The organism is Acidovorax sp. SUPP2539, assembly GCF_030158975.1.
In the GTDB taxonomy this organism is placed as follows: domain Bacteria; phylum Pseudomonadota; class Gammaproteobacteria; order Burkholderiales; family Burkholderiaceae_C; genus Paracidovorax.
Genome location: NZ_BQXJ01000002.1, coordinates 139,564 through 158,975, shown reverse-complemented (window position 1 = coordinate 158,975; position 19,412 = coordinate 139,564). Strand labels below are relative to the sequence as shown.

At 67.8% G+C, this 19,412-nt stretch carries 14 protein-coding genes; 9 read left to right on the top strand and 5 right to left on the bottom strand.

Translation table 11 applies throughout. The features are described 5' to 3' along the window. Positions 1-38: 38 nt before the first annotated feature. The gene (locus tag AVTE2539_RS08375; protein WP_284409696.1) at positions 39-1,538 is read right to left on the bottom strand and encodes a glycoside hydrolase family 19 protein; all 1,500 of its coding nucleotides are present in this window, start codon (positions 1,536-1,538) and stop codon (positions 39-41) included. A 128-nt stretch (positions 1,539-1,666) separates the two neighbouring features. Beyond that, entirely contained in the window at positions 1,667-1,819 is a 153-nt protein-coding gene (locus tag AVTE2539_RS08370; protein WP_284400737.1) for a hypothetical protein, read from the bottom strand. On the opposite strand from AVTE2539_RS08370, the gene mltA reads away from it, so the two are divergent. Both mltA and AVTE2539_RS08360 read left to right on the top strand, forming a co-directional pair. After that, complete coding sequence (mltA, locus tag AVTE2539_RS08365) at positions 1,818-2,978, top strand: murein transglycosylase A (protein WP_502868897.1); 1,161 nt, start codon at positions 1,818-1,820, stop codon at positions 2,976-2,978. The genes AVTE2539_RS08370 and mltA overlap by 2 nt on opposite strands. A gap of 146 nt (positions 2,979-3,124) precedes the next feature. Next, positions 3,125-4,324 carry a hypothetical protein gene (locus tag AVTE2539_RS08360; protein ID WP_284409695.1) on the top strand — a complete coding sequence of 400 codons (1,200 nt, stop codon included), beginning with the start codon at positions 3,125-3,127 and terminating at the stop codon, positions 4,322-4,324. A gap of 13 nt (positions 4,325-4,337) precedes the next feature. On the opposite strand, the gene AVTE2539_RS08355 is transcribed toward AVTE2539_RS08360, so the two are convergent. Then, positions 4,338-5,480, bottom strand: coding sequence for a hypothetical protein (locus tag AVTE2539_RS08355; protein WP_284409693.1), 1,143 nt, complete (start codon positions 5,478-5,480; stop codon positions 4,338-4,340). 438 nt (positions 5,481-5,918) lie between these two features. Between AVTE2539_RS08355 and AVTE2539_RS08350 the strand changes: the two genes are divergently transcribed. Then, on the top strand, positions 5,919-7,151 hold the full coding sequence (locus tag AVTE2539_RS08350) for a hypothetical protein (RefSeq protein WP_284409691.1): 1,233 nt from the start codon (positions 5,919-5,921) through the stop codon (positions 7,149-7,151). A 32-nt stretch (positions 7,152-7,183) separates the two neighbouring features. Here AVTE2539_RS08350 and AVTE2539_RS08345 read toward each other — a convergent pair whose 3' ends face one another. Both AVTE2539_RS08345 and AVTE2539_RS08340 read right to left on the bottom strand, forming a co-directional pair. Continuing rightward, positions 7,184-8,905, bottom strand: a complete 1,722-nt coding sequence (locus tag AVTE2539_RS08345; protein WP_284406473.1) for an MFS transporter — start codon at positions 8,903-8,905, stop codon at positions 7,184-7,186. Between the two features lie 136 nt (positions 8,906-9,041). After that, positions 9,042-9,542 (bottom strand): Lrp/AsnC family transcriptional regulator, encoded by a 501-nt coding sequence (locus AVTE2539_RS08340; protein WP_284409690.1) that lies wholly within the window; start codon positions 9,540-9,542, stop codon positions 9,042-9,044. A 182-nt stretch (positions 9,543-9,724) separates the two neighbouring features. On the opposite strand from AVTE2539_RS08340, the gene AVTE2539_RS08335 reads away from it, so the two are divergent. The 6 genes from AVTE2539_RS08335 to AVTE2539_RS08310 all read left to right on the top strand — a co-directional run bounded on the left by AVTE2539_RS08335 (position 9,725) and on the right by AVTE2539_RS08310 (position 19,382). Further along, on the top strand, positions 9,725-9,883 hold the full coding sequence (locus tag AVTE2539_RS08335) for a hypothetical protein (protein ID WP_284406471.1): 159 nt from the start codon (positions 9,725-9,727) through the stop codon (positions 9,881-9,883). Beyond that, positions 9,880-13,452 (top strand): indolepyruvate ferredoxin oxidoreductase family protein, encoded by a 3,573-nt coding sequence (locus AVTE2539_RS08330; RefSeq protein ID WP_284409689.1) that lies wholly within the window; start codon positions 9,880-9,882, stop codon positions 13,450-13,452. The genes AVTE2539_RS08335 and AVTE2539_RS08330 overlap by 4 nt, the downstream gene beginning before the upstream one ends. 285 nt (positions 13,453-13,737) lie before the next feature. Beyond that, a complete protein-coding gene (gene yajC / locus AVTE2539_RS08325; protein ID WP_284400752.1) occupies positions 13,738-14,073 on the top strand; it encodes a preprotein translocase subunit YajC in 336 nt (111 codons plus the stop codon). A gap of 83 nt (positions 14,074-14,156) precedes the next feature. Beyond that, positions 14,157-16,049 carry a protein translocase subunit SecD gene (gene secD, locus AVTE2539_RS08320; protein ID WP_284409687.1) on the top strand — a complete coding sequence of 631 codons (1,893 nt, stop codon included), beginning with the start codon at positions 14,157-14,159 and terminating at the stop codon, positions 16,047-16,049. A 12-nt stretch (positions 16,050-16,061) separates the two neighbouring features. Further along, complete coding sequence (gene secF, locus AVTE2539_RS08315; RefSeq protein ID WP_284409685.1) at positions 16,062-17,015, top strand: protein translocase subunit SecF; 954 nt, start codon at positions 16,062-16,064, stop codon at positions 17,013-17,015. 36 nt (positions 17,016-17,051) lie between these two features. Then, the gene (locus AVTE2539_RS08310; protein WP_284409683.1) at positions 17,052-19,382 is read left to right on the top strand and encodes a DUF1631 family protein; all 2,331 of its coding nucleotides are present in this window, start codon (positions 17,052-17,054) and stop codon (positions 19,380-19,382) included. The last annotated feature ends 30 nt before the right edge of the window (positions 19,383-19,412 follow it).

The following is a 19,412-nucleotide window of genomic DNA, read 5'->3' as shown; positions in this document are numbered from 1 at the left end:
ATTGAGAGGCCCTTATTCTTGGCACGGATGGCGCAGGATCAGGGTAGGACCAATTCGTCAGGGTCTTCGGCCAGGCTTGCCCGGCTTTGAAACGCAGGCCCCATCTGGGAGAAAGGCGCTCCGATACAGGAGTGCTGGCCGACCATCTCGCCGTTCTTCCACACCATCACCCCGGCTTTTCCCCCCCAGCGCGCGCCGAAGGCGCGGTACACCACATAGGAAAAAGGCGGTTGATTGAACCGCAGGTAATTGCCCCCGCCTGCGGAGTACCAAAGCCTTTTGGCCACGACGGTCTGCCGCCATGCGGGATCGTCCTTGGCGCGTGGGAGCGCCATTTCCACTTTTCCTGGCTTTCCGAAGCGGTATTGCAGATGGCCCTGGCTGGTATCCAGCGATGGGGAGGCGCAGGCGGAAACCACGCGCCTGGATTGAAGTCTGCAGGCGAAGATGACGTCTTCTTCCGCCAGGCACAGGCCCCGGTCTTTGGGCGGTGCCGGTGCGGGCACCTGGGACATCGAACCGGTGCACAGCAGCAGGCCCAGCAGGGGCAGCCATCTTGAAGCTCCAGGAGGAAGCGATTGCATGGCGAATTCCTTATGGCTTCGCTTTGGCGGCCGTTTTGGCCTTCTTCGGAATGGCCATCCCCAGGTATTCCGGCCAGCGGCGAACGCGTCCGTGAATTCCTTGAGGCCATGGGTGCCGCCGTTCACCAGTTTGCGGGCATGGACCAGGTTGTTGGTCTTCAGCGCGGCCCGAATGCCGCCTTCCTTGTTCTTGATGAATTGGGCCAGGATGGCTGCGGCGGCGGGGCCTTCGTTGGCCTGGTCCGGGTTGTCCAGCAAGTTCAATCCCAATTGCTTGCCCATCTGCTCGTAGTTGGCTCGGCCGGTCAGTTGGACAAATCCACGGCCCTTGTACAGTGCACCATCGCCCAACTGGTGGTTTCCCAGGCTGTCCGGCCGGAAATCGTATCGATCGAAAGGGTGTCGGCCCTTGGTGCCCACGGGGCTGGTGTTGTATCGGGATATTCCTTCGTCGACCGGCTGAAAGCTCGCGCTCTCGGCGCGGATGGTGGCCAGCGCCATCATCAGCATTTCCGTGTCGTTCAGCGAACGCTTCGTCATCGCGCCAAGAATCTCGGGCAGGTAGTTCCGGATGTTTCCGGTCATTTTTGTTTCCTGGATGGTCTTTTTGACGACGGGCTTGCCATTGACCATTTCCCGGGTCTTGAGGGTGGTGCGCTTGATCCGGTCGACCCCTCCCGGCACCATGGTGGACGCCAGCACGTACACCTCGTTCGACAGCGACGCGACCAGTTTCTTTTCTTCCAACTGGGTCTGAACCAGGAACTGGAACAGGGTATCTGCATTGTTCAGTTGGTTATCCGGGTCCGCTTCTCCGTAGAAGAAGTTGTTTTCGATGCTCTGCAAGGCGGTGGCGAAGGGCTGGTCCCATCCGCCTTCTTCCGGCAATTCGGTCTTCTGGGGCAGGTACCCCTTCCGGATGAACGCATTCAGATGCCGGCGCAGCAGCCGCATGTCTTGCGGGTGGTTTTTCTGGCCAGGTCCCACGGTGGATCGGAGAACCGCTGGTTCACTCATTTTCTGACTCCCTTTTTTAAATATTCTTGTTTTGCATTCCTGCCGCGCGCTGAGGCGGGTGGATGCTATTTTTTGGTGTCCGTGTCTTCTGGTTCCGAAGCCGGCGGTGGCGGCGCGGGCGGCGGCTCCCCCCCCTTGCGCCCCGAGAACATCGTCCACCACACAATGGCGACGAGAACGACCAGCGCCAGCAATGCTTCAAGCAAAATCAGCCCCATGAAATTCCGTCTCCTGCGCCTTGTGACAACGGCGCTGATTGTAGGAACCCTGGTGGCCTGCTCCACCACGCCCCTGCCGCCTTCCACGCCTTTGCCTCCCGGTGCCTCGCTGCCCGGCGTGCCGGGTGCCCCGCTGCCGCCCGAGCCGACCGGGCCGTTGCCGCCCCCGATGGCGCAGCCGAAAAGCCGCTGGATACCGGTGCATTGGGCGGAATTGCCCGGTTTTGCCGAAGATTCCCTGCACGAAGCCTGGAACGCCTGGATCAAGAACTGCGAGCGTCCCGCGCCGGCCTTCGCGCCACTGTGCGGCGAGGTGCGCCGCCTGTCCATCGCCAGCGCCGACGAGCAGCGCGCCTGGATGGTGGCGCGGCTGCAGCCCTACCGCATCGAGGCCGCCGACGGCGCAGTGGACGGCATGCTCACCGGCTACTACGAGCCCTATCTGGACGCGGCGCGCCAGCCCGGCAACGGCTTCAACGTGCCGCTGTACCGGCTGCCCGCGGGCTACGGCGCGCGCAAGCCCTGGTACACGCGCCAGCAGATCGACACGCTGCCCGAGGCGCAGGCGGCGCTGGCCGGCCGGGTCATCGCGTGGGTGCGCGATCCGGTCGAGGCGCTGGTGGTGCACATCCAGGGCTCGGGCCGGCTGCGGGTGCAGGAGGCTGATGGCTCGGTGACGCTGCTGCGCGTGGCGTTCGCCGGCACCAACGACCAGCCCTACCAGAGCGTGGGCCGGTGGCTGCTGGACCAGGGCCTGGTGCGCGATGCGACCTGGCCCGGCATCCGCGCCTGGACGCTGCAGAACCCGCAGCGCGTGCAGGAGATGCTGTGGGCCAATCCGCGCTACGTGTTCTTCCGCGAGGAGCCGCTCAACGCCATGGATGCCGGCTTCGGGCCCAAGGGCGCTCAGGGCGTGGCCCTCACGCCGGGCCGCTCGATCGCGGTGGACCGCCAGAGCATTCCCTACGGCACGCCGGTGTGGCTGGCCTCCACCGGCCCGCAGGTGCAGTTGCAGCGCCTGGTGATGGCGCAGGACACGGGCTCGGCCATCGTGGGCGCGGTGCGGGCCGATTACTTCGCGGGCTGGGGCCCGGAGGCGGGCGAACTGGCGGGGCGGCTCAAGCAAAGCCTGCGGCTCTGGGCGCTGTGGCCGCGCTGACGCGCGCGCGTTCACGACGTTTCAGCACGTTTCAGCCGGCCTCCCCGCGGCCGGCCGGGAAGGCCCTCCACAATGGGGCGTGACAGGCCCTTCGTGGCCTGGCCAGGATGGTGGCCTCACCTTACCCAACTCCCAAGGAGAACCGCATGACCGCTGACCGATGGCTGCGCACTGCCGCGCATGGCACCCTTCCTTTGCTGGCCGCCCTGCTGGGCGCCTGTGCGCCCCTGGGCTCGACGCACGCGCAGGCCCCCGCGGGACCGGACCTGCGAGCCGACACCGCGGCCCGCTTCCTGGCTTTCGCCCCGGCCAGGAACCCGGAACCCGCGATGACCGACGCCCCCGCGCTGGCCTTCGGCGTGCGGGTGCCCGGCACGTCCGCCGCGGCGCCGTTCACCATGACGATGGACACCGGCTCGACCGGCGTCGTCGTCTCGGCCACCGACCTGCCCGGTTTTTCCGCGCAGGAGGCCGAGTCGGGCGTGAAGGGGTGGGAGTTCCTGTCCAGCAGCAAGCGGCTGTGGATCGGCCGCTGGGTGCCGCGGGAACTGGTCTTTCGCGATCCCGCCGGGGGCGAAGTGGTGGCGCGCGTGCCTGTGCTGGCGGTGCAGGAAGAGATCATCTGCCCCGGCTGGAGCGAAAAGGCCAACGTGCCCACCTGCGAAAAGCCTGAGAAGACCACCGCCCAGCCGCGCGGCATCGCCTACATGGGCGTGGGCTTCGGGCGCGAGCACTACGGCCAGCCGCAAGGCACGCCGGACAAGAACCCACTGCTGAACATCGTCTCCATCGACGGCCAGCCCGTGGCGCCCGGCAGCATGCGCAGCGGTTTCATCGTGACGGCCAAGGGCGTGCACGTGGGCCTCACGCGCGCCAACACCGCTGGCTTTTCGTACGTGAAGCTCCAGGGCCGCAGCCTGAACGCCGCGGGCCAGCCGGCCTCCAGCGACCCGCGCGACTGGCCCCAGGCGAGCATGGCCGTTTCGGTGAACGGCGCGGCCTCGCAGACGGGCGCGGTGCTGGTCGATACCGGCATCGCGCAGATGTACCTCACGGTGGCCAACCCGTCGGCACTGCCGACCACGGCCATTCCCAACCCGAGCCGCAAGGGCGCCACGGCCACGGGGCTGGTGGCCGGCACGTCGGTGCAGGTGTCGTTCCCCGACGATGCCGCGCCCGTGGCGCAATACACCTTCCAGGTGGGAACGCCCCAGGCCCCCACGGCGGTGATCGTCACCCGCCCCTCGGCGCAGGCGTTCGTCAACACCGGCCGGCACCTGCTGCGCCAGCATGACGTGCTGTTCGATGCCGATGGCGGCTGGTTCGGGCTGCGCCGCGGCGGGTGATCTGAGGGTGGGCTTATGCATGGCGTGGCTCGGGGTCAGCGGCGGCACGTTGCATGTCGAATCGCAGCGGAAAATCAGTCAGCCGGTTGCCGGATTCATCCTGGACTTCGTACCGGATATTGGGGTTGCCGCTGAAGGGCACATCCCAGCGGTCTTCTTTGACCTTCAGATTTTTCGTGATTGCGGTATCGGGATCACGGTACTTCTCGGACAGGAACCGCTCTGAAATCGACGACTGGTTCTTGACGAGACTTTGGCGCCTCAGCGCTTCCGTGATGTTCAGCGCTGCGGCAAGGGTGCCAGCGGGCTTGGTCTGCCGCACGCCCCCGCCTGCAGCGCCGAGGAGTGTCCGGTGCAGGGGAAGTGCGTCTTTCACGAAGGTCGGTGAGGCGAAAGTGGTCCATGGGTCCACTACGATGTCCTGTTCGGGGGTCTCCCCCCGGATCACGACGAACACGTGATTCCCACTTGGACCGCCATCCACGATATCGATCCTGGAGTCCTTGAGCGCGGGATTCTGTGAAAGAAGTTGATACGCTAGGCTGGCCTGGGCATCGCAATAGCCGCCCTGGTACTGGATGGCGACGAACGCCCGACTCGCTGGGCTTCCCCCCAGAGCGTACGACAGCGAGGATCGGAGATAGCTTTCGCCCCCGGTCGCCGCCATGTCCTTGATCTGATTGCCGGCTCCTCCGGGAAGCAGCGCCTTGACCAGATCGATCGCTTCCCGCGCTGATGCCAGGTTGGCGGCAGTTGCGGGAGAGATCACGCGCAAGTGGGGCGCCATGTCCGGCATCTGCGTGTTGACGCCAGGATGCGTTGTGGAGAGCGCATTGGCCTGATTCAACTGATCCGGTGACAACTCGATGAATTGGTCGGAGCGCAACAGTCCTGGGAGCAGTTCCTTTTTTGGAACCAGGACGGTGTTCTGGGACCCATCGAACGTGATGTAGGTATCGAGCTGGTGAGGTTCTGCCGAGAGGGGCGACGCGTTGTGTACTTGCTTGGGCAATAGGGTCGCGCTGTCGAGCAGGCGTCTCCTGGCGGCTTTCGCTTCGGAAACGTTGCTGTCGAACCAGGCCTTGGGATCAGGCTCCGGCGCTGGCGCGTTGCTGGGCGAACCCCACCCCATGAACCCCCGCATGGTGCCGAGCATGGAGGATTGCGATGCCGAAGGCGGCCTGGACGGTAGGTTGTCGCTGCGGGGCCGGATGCCGCCACCGGAACTGGGATGGCGCGGGCTCCCGCCTGCCAGGGCGTGGGGTGCATTCCCGCTGGACGACGCGCCGCGCTGCGACGTCTTGGGTGGGGCCTCTTCCTGCGCAGTCGCGCCTCGGGGGCTCTTGGCGTGGGAAAGGTGGCTTAGCTTCATGGATCTCTTCCCTTGGCGATCCTGCCACCCACCGTCAGGCGGCAGTTTGCAGGTGAGGCCAGGATAAAGCGGACGCCAGGACGCGAAACCGTGCCCACCGAAGCATTGCAAGGGCGTGCGAACCGATTCGCCCGGGCTGCAGTGGCCTGCGGGGTGCGGCACGGCCCGAAGGATCGTGTAGCCTGCATTTCCCATCAAACACTCGCCAGGGAAGGAGACCCCATGCCCATTCCGCTTCGCGCAGCGATCGCCTGTGCCGCCGCGCTGCTCGCCTGCGGTGCCGTGCCCGCGCAGACGCCGCTGCCCACCGCCGCCGCGGCCACCGCCGGCCCCTCGCTGCGCCCGGGCACCGAATCGCGATTCATCCGCCTCCATTCCCCGCCGGGAGAGGGCTGGTCTGCCCCCATGACGGATGCGCCGCGGCTGCGGTTCGAAGTCCGCATGCCGACGGACACCGGCGTGCTGGCGCCCCCCCGGCCCTTCATCGTCACCCTGGACACGGGCTCCACCGGCGTGGTGATTTCCGCGGTCGATCTGCCCGGTTATTCGCGCAACGAGGAAGCGCGCCAGGCCAACGAAGGCTGGGAATACCGCGCCAGCAGCCGGCAGCTGTTGATCGGCCACTGGGTGGTGCGCGACGTGGTGCTCAACAGCGGCTGGAACGAAGTGATTGCCCGAGTGCCCGTGCTCGCGGTCGAAAAGGAAATCATCTGCCCGCGCTGGGACGAGAAGGCCAACCGGCCCGACTGCGAAAATCCCACCTACACCACGGAAAGCCCGGGCGGCATCGCCTACATGGGCGTGGGCTTCGGGCGCGAGCACGATGGCCAGCCGCAGGGCACGCCCGACAAGAATCCGCTGATCAACATCGCCGAGATCGACGGCAGCCCCGTCGCCCGGAGTGCGGTGCACGGGGGCTACATCGTGACCAAGCACGCGATTTACGTGGGCCTCACGCCCGACCAGGCCAAGGGCTTTCGGTTCATGAAGCTGCAACCCGGCAGCCCGCTCGCGAATGGCCAGCCGGCGTCCAGCGATCCCCGTGACTGGCAGCAGGCCACCGTGGCCGTCTCGGTGGACGGCGGCGCGCCCGAAACCGGTCCCGTGCTGGTGGACACCGGCATCGCGCAGATGTACCTCACGGCCGCCGATCCGTCGGCCCTGCCCACGGCGCAGATCGCCGATCCCACCCGCCGGGGCCGGCCGGTGACGGGCTTGAAGGACGGCACGCGGGTGCAGGTGATGTTCCCCGGCGCGCAGGCGCCGGTGGCAGAGTACGACTTCCGCGTGGGGGATGCGGACGCTCCCCAGTCCGTGCTCGTGAACGCGCCGGGCCGCTTCACCTTCGTGGGCCGCCCCGCCTTCATGAACACCGGGCGCTACCTGTTGAAGCAGTTCGACCTGCTCTACGACGCCGAGGGCGGATGGTTCGGCCTGCGGCCCTCGCGGCGGTGAGCGCCTTGACGGGGCGCTGAGCCGGTGCGCCCTCAGCGCTCCAGCTCGACCAGGTAGCGCGACACCACCGGCGGCGCCTCGCCCGTGTGGAAGGCCAGCTTGCGGTCGCGCAGCGCCACGTCGGAGGCGGTGACGCGGTCGAAGCGGCGCAGGTGCTCGGTCCACGATTCGTCCACGATGCGCTCCACGTAGCGCGAGGGGTCGGCGATGTCGTGCTGCAACTGCCAGTCGAGGGCGCCCTGGCGCAGGCGGCTGCGGCGGCTTTCCTGCATCAGCGCCCGGAATTCCGCCGCCCGCGCGGGGTCGATGTGGTATTCGATGGTGACCACCACGTGGCCGCGTTCGGGCGTGGTGGGTGCCACCGGCAGCTTGAAGGCGGTCGAGGGGCTCAGGTCTTCCTCCATGGTGCGGTCCACCACCCAGCGCTGCACCAAGGCCATGGCGATGGTGCCGGTGAGCGCGGCCAGCGCCAGGCTCATGTGCACCGTGGTGAGCGAGGCCACCTGGCCCCACAGCGCCGCGCCCGCCGCAGTGGCGCCCATGATGGCCATCTGGTAGATCGACATGCCGCGCGCGCGCACCCAGTTGGGCAGCGCGAGCTGGGCCGACACGCTGAGCGAGTTGGCCGTGGTGATCCACGCCATGCCGCCCAGCACCATGGCGGGCACGGCCACGTACACGTTGGGCGCGATGGCGATCACGGCCGTGGAGGCGGCCTGCAGCAGCGCGCCGCGCGAGACCAGCGTGTCGCGCGACATGGCCTGGCGCAGGCGCGGCAGGAACAACGCGGCCGCGATGGCCCCGGCGCCCATCGAGGCCAGCAGGAGGGTGAAGGTGCCGGCACCGCCGCCTTCCAGGTCGCGGGCCACCAGGGGCAGCAGGGCCAGCAGCGCGGTGGCGTGCAAAAAGAACACCGAGATGCGCCACAGCACGGCGCGCATGCGGGGCGACTCGCGCACGAACTGCACGCCCACGCGCATGGCGCTCGTGAGCCGCTCGCGCCCCAGCGGGCTGGGCACGTGCGTGCGGCGCCAGCGCATGATGGTGAAGCCCGCCACCACCGACAGCAGCGCGTTGAGCACGAACACCCAGGCGCTGCCCACGCTCGCGATGATGGCGCCGGCCAGCAGCGGGCCGATGATGCGCGAGGCGTTCATGGCCACGCCGTTGAGCGCCAGGGCCGCCGGCAGCTGCTGGCGGCTGACCAGCTCCGGCACGATGGCCGCGAACACCGGCCAGCGCATCGCCAGGCCGATGCCGTTGGCGAAGGTCAGGGCGAGCAGCAGCGGCGCCGTCATGCCGCCCATCAGGATGGCCACGCACAGCACCAGCGCCACCACGGCCACCCAGAACTGCGTGGCGATGAAGTAGCGCCGCCGGTCCAGGATGTCGGCCAGCGCGCCGCTGGGCAGGCCCAGCAGGAACACGGGCAGGGTGGAGGCCGTCTGTACCAGCGCCACCAGCACGGGCGAGGTGGTGAGCGTGGTCATGAGCCACGCGGCCGCCACGTCGTTCATCCACATGCAGGTGTTGGCGGCCAGCCAGGTGAGCCAGAGCATGCGGAACACGGGCACCTGCAGCGGCGCGAACGGCGAGAGGCTGGCGCGCCGGGCGGCGTCCTGGTCCAGCTGCGCGGCGGCCGCGGCCTCGGCGGTGTGCGCCTGGCCTGCGGCGGCGGTGGCCGGAGGACTGTCGTCCAGGGGCGGGAACGGGGTGGGGCGGGGCGGGCTCTCGTGGGGCGGCAAAGGGGGCATAGATGGTCTCGATTGTGCGCAGTGCGGGCGGGGCGTGCCGGGCGGGGCGCCGACGTCCCGGATGGCGGCGCGGAAAAGCGAGCCGACGGGCTGAAGCCGAAAAGGCCTCCAGCGCAATCGGTACTAGGGCATTGCGCTATTGTTTTTGTAGCTTATTGCCGGTGGGGCCGAGGTGCGCCAGCGGCAGGGCGCCGCTGGCCTTGACCTCGCCCAGCGAGAAGCTGGTGTGCATGTCCTTCACGTTCGGCAGGTTCAGCAGCACGTTGCGGGCGAAGTGCGAGAAGCTGTCCAGGTCGCGCGCCACCACCTGCAGCTCGAACGTTCCCGTGCCGCTGATGTAGTGGCAGGCCACTACCTCGGGGATCTGGGCGATGGCGGCCTCCATCTCGCGCGTGAGGCCCCCGGTGCTGCGGTCGGCGTCCAGCCGCACGAAGGCCAGCACGCCCAGCCCGATCTTGTGGCGGTCGATCTCGGCGTGGTAGCCCTTGATGAAGCCCGACTCCTCCAGCGCGCGCACGCGGCGCCAGCACGGCGCGGCCGACAGGCCCACCCGCTGGGCCAGCTCGGCATTGGTCAGCCGGGCATCGGCCTGCAGCTCGCCGAGGATCGCCAGGTCGAATTTGTCCAAAGTATTCATCCCTGGATTATTTTGCGAAAGATCCTTTCTAAAACGAGGGTAAACACGGCATGAAAACGAAAGGACATATCCGGCCGTCCTGCCTACACTGCCCTGACAAGGCGGTGCGTCCGAGCCCAGGGCACCCCGCTGAAACCGCGCTCACGAGGCGACGGCCAACGACCCCACTGGAGATTCCCCCGATGAACGCCCCCCTGCCCGAGCCCATTCGCCGCGCCATTGAAACGGTCATGCTGGATGACAACCCGCACTGCGGGTTGCGCCACAAGTACGTGGGGGGCGGCGCAGCCGCACGCTGCGGATTGGGCATCGAGCGTGCTGGCGAAGGAGCCGTGCTATGAACGCCCCCCTGCCCGAGCACATCCGCCGCGCCATTGAAACGGTCACGCTCGATGACAAATACGCCTTGCCGGAGGGCCGTGCCTTCATGAGCGGCGTGCAGGCCCTGGTGCGCCTGCCCATGCTGCAGCGCCAGCGCGATGCGATCGCGGGCTTGAACACCGCGGGCTTCATCAGCGGCTACCGCGGCAGCCCGCTGGGCACCTACGACCAGGCGCTGTGGTCGGCCAAGAAGCACCTGGCCAAGAACCACATCGTGTTCCAGCCCGGTGTGAACGAAGAGCTGGGCGCCACCGCCGTGTGGGGCACGCAGCAGCTCGACCTGTACCCCACGACGAAGAAATACGACGGCGTGTTCGGCATCTGGTACGGCAAGGGCCCGGGCGTGGACCGGTGCTCGGACGTGTTCAAGCACGCCAACATGGCCGGCACCTCCAGGCACGGCGGCGTGATCGCCATCGCGGGCGACGACCACATCAGCAAGAGCAGCACCGCGCCCCACCAGAGCGACCACATCTTCAAGGCCTGCGGCCTGCCGGTGTTCTTCCCGAGCAGCGTGCAGGACATCCTGGACATGGGCCTGCACGCCTTCGCCATGAGCCGCTTTTCGGGCGTGTGGTCGGGCATGAAGACCATCCAGGAGGTGGTGGAGTCCTCCAGCAGCATCTCGGTGGACCCGGACCGGGTGAAGATCGTCCTGCCCGAGGACTTCGCCATGCCGCCCGGCGGCCTGCACATCCGCTGGCCCGACGCGCCGCTGGAGCAGGAGGCGCGCCTCATGGACTACAAGTGGTACGCGGCGCTGGCGTACATCCGCGCCAACAAGCTGAACTACAACGTGATCCAGGGCCCGCAGGACCGCTTCGGCATCATCGCGAGCGGCAAGGCGTACAACGACACGCGCCAGGCGCTCATCGACCTGGGGCTGGAGGACGACGTCTGCCGCCAGCTGGGCATCCGCCTGCACAAGGTGAACGTGGTGTGGCCGCTGGAGGCTACCATCACCCGCGACTTCGCCCAGGGGCTGCAGGAGATCCTGGTGGTGGAGGAAAAGCGCCAGGTCATCGAATACCAGATCAAGGAAGAGCTCTACAACTGGCGCGCCGACGTGCGCCCCAACGTGCTGGGCAAGTTCGACGAGGTGGAGGGCGACAACTCCGGCGGCGAGTGGAGCATGCCCAACCCGAGCCAGAACTGGCTGCTGCGCCCCAAGGCCGACCTCACGCCCGCCATCATCGCGCGCGCCATCGCCAAACGCCTCAAAAAGCTGGGCGTGCCGGCCGACATCGTGGCCCGCATGGACGCGCGCCTGTCGGTGATCGATGCGCGCGAGCGCGGCCTGGCCGAATCCAAGGTGGACACGGGCGACCGCACGCCGTGGTTCTGCAGCGGCTGCCCGCACAACACCAGCACCCGCGTGCCCGAAGGCTCGCGCGCGGTGGCCGGCATCGGCTGCCACTACATGGTCAACTGGATGCCCGACCGCAACACGTCCACCTTCACGCAGATGGGCGGCGAGGGCGTGACCTGGGTGGGCCAGCAGCCCTTCACCACGGAAAAGCACGTCTTCGCCAACCTGGGCGACGGCACCTACTTCCACAGCGGGCTGCTGGCCATCCGCCAGAGCATCGCGGCGGGCACCAACATCACCTACAAGGTGCTCTACAACGACGCCGTCGCCATGACGGGCGGCCAGCAGGTGGGCGAGCGGCCCGAGGGGCACTCGGTGCTGCAGATCATGGCCAGCCTGAAGGCCGAGGGCATCGCCAAGCTGGTGATCGTGACCGACGAGCCGGCCAAGTACGACGGCGTGGCGCTGGCCGAGGGCGTGACGGTGCACCACCGCGACGAGCTGGACCGGATCCAGCGCGAGTTCCGCGAGATCCCCGGCTGCACGGCCATCATCTACGACCAGACCTGCGCGACCGAAAAGCGCCGCCGCAGGAAGCGCGGCACCCTGGCCACGCCCAACAAGACCGTGGTCATCAACGAGCTGGTGTGCGAGGGCTGCGGCGACTGCTCGGTGCAATCGAACTGCCTGTCGGTGGAGCCGCTGGAGACTGAGTTCGGCCGCAAGCGCCGCATCAACCAGAGCACCTGCAACAAGGACTACTCGTGCGTGAAGGGCTTTTGCCCGAGCTTCGTCACCGTCGAGGGCGGCACGCTGAAAAAACCCAAGAAGGAAAAGAAGGGCGACCTCTCCGCGATGCCCCCCATTCCCGAGCCGGTGCTGCCCGTGGCCGAGAGCGCCTGGGGCATCGTCGTGGCCGGCGTGGGCGGCACGGGCGTGATCACCATCGGCTCGCTGCTGGGCATGGCGGCGCACCTGGAAGGCAAGGGCGTCATCACGCAGGACGCGGCGGGCCTGGCGCAAAAGGGCGGCGCGACCTGGAGCCACATCCAGATCGCCAACCGGCCGGATGCCATCTACACCACCAAGGTGGACACGGCCAAGGCCGACCTCATCATCGGCTGCGACTCCATCGTCGCCTCGCACAAGACCACCATGGCCGCGATGCAGCCGGGCCGCACCTTCGTGGCGCTCAACACCCACGGCTCGCCCACCGCGTCGTTCGTGCACAACCCCGACTGGCAGTTTCCGGGCACCGACTGCGACACGGCCATCGCCTCCGCCGTGGGCGAGGACCTGCTGGCCAGCTTCGATGCCGAGGAGGTCGCCATGCAGATGCTGGGCGACAGCATCTACACCAACCCCCTGATGCTGGGCTACACCTGGCAAAAGGGCCGCGTGCCGCTGTCGCATGCCGCGCTCATGCGCGCCATGGAACTGAACGGCGTGCAGGTGGACAACAACAAGGCCGCCTTCGAATGGGGCCGCCGCTGCGCCCATGACCTGGCCGCCGTGCAGGCCCTTTTCAAGGCCGCGCAGGTGATCCAGTTCGTCAAGAAGCCGGGCCTGGCGGAAGTGGTGGCCAAGCGCGAGCAGTTCCTCACGGGCTACCAGAACGCGGCCTATGCGGCCGAGTACAAGGCCTTCGTGGAGAAGGTGCAGGCCGCCGAGGCGCGCACCGGCGGCAAGGGCACGCGCCTGTCCGAGGCCGTGGCCCGCTACCTGTTCAAGCTCATGGCGTACAAGGACGAGTACGAGGTCGCGCGCCTGCACACCGATGCGGCGTTCACCGCCAAGATCGAGGGCATGTTCGAAGGCGACTACAAGCTGGTGCACCACCTGGCGCCCCCGCTGACCGCGAAGAAGAACGACAAGGGCGAACTGCTCAAGCAGCCGTTCGGCCCGTGGATGCGCAAGGCCTTCGGCGTGCTCGCCAGGCTCAAGGGCCTGCGCGGCACGGCGCTCGATCCGTTCGGCCGCACCGAGGAGCGCCGCACTGAGCGCGCCCTGATCGCCGAGTACCGCGCCTGCATCGACGAGCTGCTGGCTGGCCTGACCGCCGACAACCTGCCGCTGGCCGCCGACATCGCCCGCATTCCCGAGGACATTCGGGGCTACGGCCATGTGAAGGAGCGCCACCTGAAGGCTGCCCGCGCCAAGTGGGCGGTGCTGATGAACCAGTGGCGCCACCCGCAGGAGGCGCTGCGCCAGACGGCCTGAGGGGGCGAAAGCCCCTTTCCCCGGCATGTGAGTGGGAAATGGGTTGCTATTGAAAATATAGCAATATGCCCTAGTGTTTATTGTGCTGGGCGGTGTTTTCATGCCCCATCGAAGGCCGGCCCATGGGCCGGCCTTGCCACGCCAAGACCCCCGCGGACGCGGGTTTTGGCATGGGCTTTGCCAGGGGGCGCCGCATACAATCGCCTGTTGCCCTCCCGGCTGGCGCTGCGTCGCGCCGTGGGCGGGTGTCTGAAACGACCATCCATTTGAATGGAGCCTGTTGCCGTGTTTATCTCTTCCGCTTTCGCCCAGACCGCCCCTGCCGCCGCCGCCGGTGGCAGCGACATCATGTCCTCCCTGACGGGCATGCTCCCGCTGGTGCTGATGTTCGTGGTCCTGTACTTTGTCATGATCCGCCCCCAGATGAAGCGCCAGAAAGAGCATCGCAACATGATCGAGGCCATCGCCAAGGGCGATGAGGTGGCCACCGCCGGCGGCATCGTCGGCCGGGTCACGCGCTTGTCCGAAGGCTTCCTGCACATCGAGATCGCCTCCGGCGTGGAAGTGCAGATCCAGCGCAGCGCCGTGGCGCAGGTCCTGCCCAAGGGCACGGTCAAGTAAGTCCAAGCGATGGCGCGAGCCGTTCCGATCTGGCGGCCGGCCCTGCGGGCCTGCGCCGCGACCTGAGAGTTAAGAGCGCGATCATGAACCGTTACCCGGTCTGGAAGTACGCGATCCTCGTGATCGCGCTGCTGGTGGGGGCCCTGTACACCCTGCCCAATTTCTTTGGCGAGGCCCCTGCCGTGCAGGTGTCGTCGGCCAAGGCGACGCTGAAGGTCGATGCCGCCGTGCAGCGCCGCGTCGAAGAGGCCCTGAAGGCTGCGAGCGTCGTGCCCGATGCCGTGAGCTTCGATGGCAATTCGGTGCGCGCGCGCTTCGACTCGCCTGACAGCCAGCTCAAGGCCAAGGACGCGATCCAGAAGGCCCTGGTGCCTGATCCGGCCGACCCGCCGTACATCGTCGCGCTGAACCTCGTCTCGCGCTCCCCCGACTGGCTCAGCGCGCTGCATGCGCGCCCCATGTACCTGGGGCTGGACCTGCGCGGCGGCGTGCACTTCATGCTGCAGGTGGACATGCAGGCGGCCCTCACCAAAAAGGCCGAATCGCTCGCCGGCGACCTGCGCACCACGCTGCGCGACAAGAACATCCGCCACGGCGGCATCAGCCGCGACGGCCAGGCGGTGGACATCCGCCTGCGCGACGAGGCGACCGCCACGGCCACGCGCAACGTGATCACCGATCAGTTTCCCGACCTGGTGGCCACCAGCAGCCCCGACGGCCAGGGCGTGCGCGTGCGCGCCACCATCAAGCCCGAGGCGCTGCGCAAGGTGCAGGACCAGGCGCTCAAGCAGAACATGACCACGCTGCACAACCGGATCAACGAACTCGGCGTGGCCGAGCCCGTGATCCAGCAGCAGGGCCTGGACCGCATCGTGGTGCAGCTGCCCGGCGTGCAGGACACCGCCAAGGCCAAGGACATCCTGGGCCGCACGGCCACGCTGGAAGTGCGCATGGTCGACGAAAGCGCCGAGGCGCGCTCGGCCGAACTGGGCTCCGGCCCCGTGCCCTTCGGCGACGAAAAGTACCTGGACCGCAACGGCCAGTCCATCATCGTCAAGAAGCAGGTCATCCTCACGGGCGAGAACCTCACCGACGCGCAGCCCGGCTTCGACGGCCAGACGCAGGAGCCCACGGTCAACCTCACGCTCGACGCCAAGGGCGCCCGCATCTTCAAGGACATCACCCGCGAGAACGTGGGCAAGCGCATGGCCATCGTCCTGTTCGAAAAGGGCAAGGGCGAAGTGGTCACGGCCCCCGTGATCCGCAGCGAGATCAGCGGCGGCCGGGTGCAGATCTCCGGACGCATGACCACGGCCGAGGCCAACGACACCTCGCTGCTGCTGCGCGCCGGCTCGCTGGCCGCGCCCATGGACATCATCGAGGAATACACCATCGGCCCGAGCCTGGGCGCCGACAACATCGAGCGCGGCATCCACAGCGTGGTGTGGGGCTTCGTGGCGATCTCGGTCTTCATGTGCATCTACTACGCGCTGTTCGGCGTGATCTCGTCCATCGCGCTGTCGGTGAACGTGCTGATGCTGCTGGCCATCCTGTCGATGCTGCAGGCCACCCTGACCCTGCCCGGCATCGCCGCCATGGCGCTGGCGCTGGGTGTGGCCATCGACTCCAACGTGCTGATCAACGAGCGCATCCGCGAGGAACTGCGCGCCGGCGTGTCGCCGCAGGCGGCCATCCACGCGGGCTATGAGCGCGCCTGGGCGACCATCCTCGACTCGAACGTGACCACGCTGATCGCAGGTCTCGCGCTGCTGGCCTTCGGCTCCGGCCCGGTGCGCGGCTTTGCCGTGGTGCACTGCATCGGCATCCTGACCAGCATGTTCTCGGCCGTGTTCTTCTCGCGCGGCCTGGTCAACCTCTGGTATGGCCGCAAGAAGAAGCTCAAGAGCGTGTCCATCGGACAGGTGTGGAAGCCCGAACCCGACAGCACCACGTCCGCCGTGGTCAAGTCCAACTGAAGGAGAGGGACCATGGAATTCTTCCGCATCCGAAAAGACATCCCGTTCATGAAGTACGCGTTGATTCTCAACGCGATCTCCTTCATCACTTTCGCGCTGGCCGTATTCTTCCTGATCACGCGGGGCCTGCACCTGTCGGTGGAGTTCACCGGTGGCACGGTCATGGAAGTGGCCTACACCCAGAGCGCAGACATCGGCAAGGTGCGCAGCACCGTGTCCGGCCTGGGTTACTCCGACGTGACCGTGCAGAACTTCGGCACGGCGCGCGACGTGATGATCCGCCTGCCGGTACAAAAGGGCGTGACCTCCGCGCAGCAAAGCGAGCAGGTCCTGGGCGCCCTCAAGGCGGCCGACCCCGACGTCACGCTGCGCCGCACCGAGTTCGTGGGCCCGCAGGTGGGCGAGGAACTGGTTCACGGCGGCCTGATGGCGCTGGGCATGGTGGTGATCGGCATCGTGATCTACCTGGCGTTCCGCTTCGAGTGGAAGTTCGGCGTGGCGGCGGTGATCGCCAACCTGCACGACGTGGTGATCATCCTGGGCTTCTTCGCCTTCTTCCAGTGGGAGTTCTCGCTGGCGGTGCTGGCGGGGGTGCTGGCCGTGCTGGGCTACTCGGTGAACGAGTCGGTCGTGATCTTCGACCGGATCCGCGAGGCCTTCCGCAAATACCGCAAGATGAGCACGCACGAGGTCATCGACCACGCGATCACCAGCACCATGAGCCGCACGATCATCACCCATGCCTCCACGGAGGCCGTGGTGCTGTCGATGTTCTTCTTCGGCGGCCCCAGCCTGCACTACTTCGCGCTGGCGCTGACCATCGGGATTCTGTTCGGCATCTATTCGTCGGTGTTCGTGGCCGCCGCCATCGCCATGTGGCTGGGCGTCAAGCGCGAAGACCTGGTGAAGGCGCCGCCCAAGAAGGACGGCGACCCGAACGATCCGAACGCCGGCGCAGCGGTCTGACCGCGACGCCCCGGGGCGCCCCATAATCGACGGCGTATGGAAGAACTCCGCCCCCCCACCGCGCCCCGGCGCCTGGCCCGCCTGGCCCGGCAGCGGTTCGTGGAGGGCCTGGTGGCGGGGCTGCCCGGCCTCGACAACGAACTGCAGGATTTCCTGACCCAGCTCATGGGCCTGACGGCCACGCAGCGCGAGATGCAGACGCGCCGCGACCTGTGGATGCGCTACCAGCAGCGCCACCAGGCCTGGATCGCCGGCTGCGCCCGCGCCCTGTCCGAGGCCATGCTGCCGCTGGTCAGCACCACCCGGGGGGCGCTGCCCGCCGGGGGCGGGTTCGAACTGCTCAGCGACGACGTCGTCGAGAACCAGATCATCGCCTCGCGCATGGCGCTCACGGTGATGGAGCACACGGGCAACGCCTTCGACACCCTGCGGCAGTTCATTCAGCACCTGGAAGGCCAGGAACTGGACGGCCGCGACATCCTGCGCCCCGAAACGGTCTGCCTGCTGTTCGTCGACCAGTGGGTCGAGGCCGGCATGGAGCGGGGCGACCTGCAGACCGCCATCGATCCCCTGCAGCGCCAGTTGGGCGAACTGGTCTTGCGCGAATACCAGGCCGTCAACGCGTTCTGCACCGAGCAGGGTGTGAAGCCCGACAACGACCTGCGCTCCAAGGTGCGCCGCACGGCGGGGGGCTCGTCCTCCCCCGCGGGCCTGGCGTCGCAGGCCCTGCAGCAATCGGCCCAGGCCTTCGCCCGGGAGTCCGCCCAGGCGAGCATGCACGGCATGCCGTCCCAGGGCGGCATGCCGGCGCCCGGGCGCATGGGCGCGCAGGGAACGGCCTTCGGTGCCGGCATGCAGGCGTTCATGACGCCGCTGGCGCGCGCGCGCCAGCGGGCCCAGGGCGTGATGGGCCAGTTGCGCCGCCTGCTGGTGCAGCCCGCCACGGGCTTCGACATGGTGAACGCGCCGCCGGCCTCCGCCGCGCTGGCGCAGGCCCTGTCGGCCCACCGGGCGCAGGCGCAGACGTACTACAGCGGCGTGGCCACGCTGGTCGAGGACTACAGCCCGGCCGCCGTGGTGCAGCTGGTGGGCGCGGTGCGCGAGCGCTCGACCGAACTGAAGGCCAAGGCCTCCACCCCCGGTGAAAAGGCCATCATCGAGGTGGTGGCGCTGATGTTCCAGAGCATCCTGAGCGAAGACCGCATTCCGCCGGCCGTGCGCGTGTGGTTCGCGCGGCTGCAGGTGCCGGTGCTGCGCGTGGCGCTGGCCGAGCCCGAATTCTTCAGCGACGTCGCCCACCCGGCACGCCGCCTGATCGACCGCCTGGGCGGCGTGGTGATGGGGTTTGACGCCACCGCCATCAACGGCAGCGCGCTGGAGGGCGAGATCCGCCGCGTGGTGCAGGTGATCGAGCAGTACCCCGAAACCGGGCAGCGCGTCTTCCAGCTCGTCTATGACGAGTTCGAGAAATTCCTGGCCAAGTTCCTCACGGCCAAGCAGGCCACCTCCAAGCTCGTCAGCGTGGCGCAGCAGGTCGAGCAGCGCGAGACGCTGGCCATCCAGTACACGATCGAGCTGCGCACCATGCTGCGGGACATGCCGGTGCGCGAGGAGATCCGCGATTTCCTCTTCAAGACCTGGGCCGAGGTGCTGGCCATGTCGGCGGTGCGCGACGGCGCGCAGCACCCGGACACCGTCGCGCTCAAGCGCACCGCGGCCGACCTGGTCTGGGCCGCCAGCGCCAAGCCCCACCGGGCGGACCGCGCCAAGGTCATCCAGAGCCTGCCGCCGCTGCTGCAGCACCTGCGCCAGGGCCTGGCGCTGCTCGGCGTGAACGGGCCGGAGCAGGATGCGCAGGTGAAGGTGCTGACCGACACGCTGGCCGATGCCTTCCTGTCCAAGACGGCCTCCATCCCGCAGGCGCACATCGATGCGATGGCGCGCCGCCTGGCCAATCTGGAGGACTACATCAGCGATGCGACGCTGGGCGAAATGCCGCTCAACGCCGACAACATCGAGCTGATGCTGGGCATCGATGCCTCGTCCATCCACGTGATCGCCGACAACGGCGCGCCCGTGGAGCCGGGCATGGTGGCCTGGGCACAGGAGCTGCAGCCCGGCGCCTGGTTCACGCTGGACCACAACGGTGCCTCGGCCCAGGTGCAGTACGTGTGGCAAAGCCAGCGCAAGCAGCTGCACCTGTTCGCCGCGCCCGATGGCAGCAGCTACCTGCTGCAGCTCAAGCGCCTGGGCGCGTACCTGCAGTCCGGCCTGCTGGTGGCGCAAGAAGAGGAAGCCCTCACGATGCGGGCCACGCGCGACGCGCTGGCCAAGATCGACGCCAACCCGGAACGGCTGCTGGACTGAGCTGGCCGGCCTCGCGGGCCCGCCGGAATC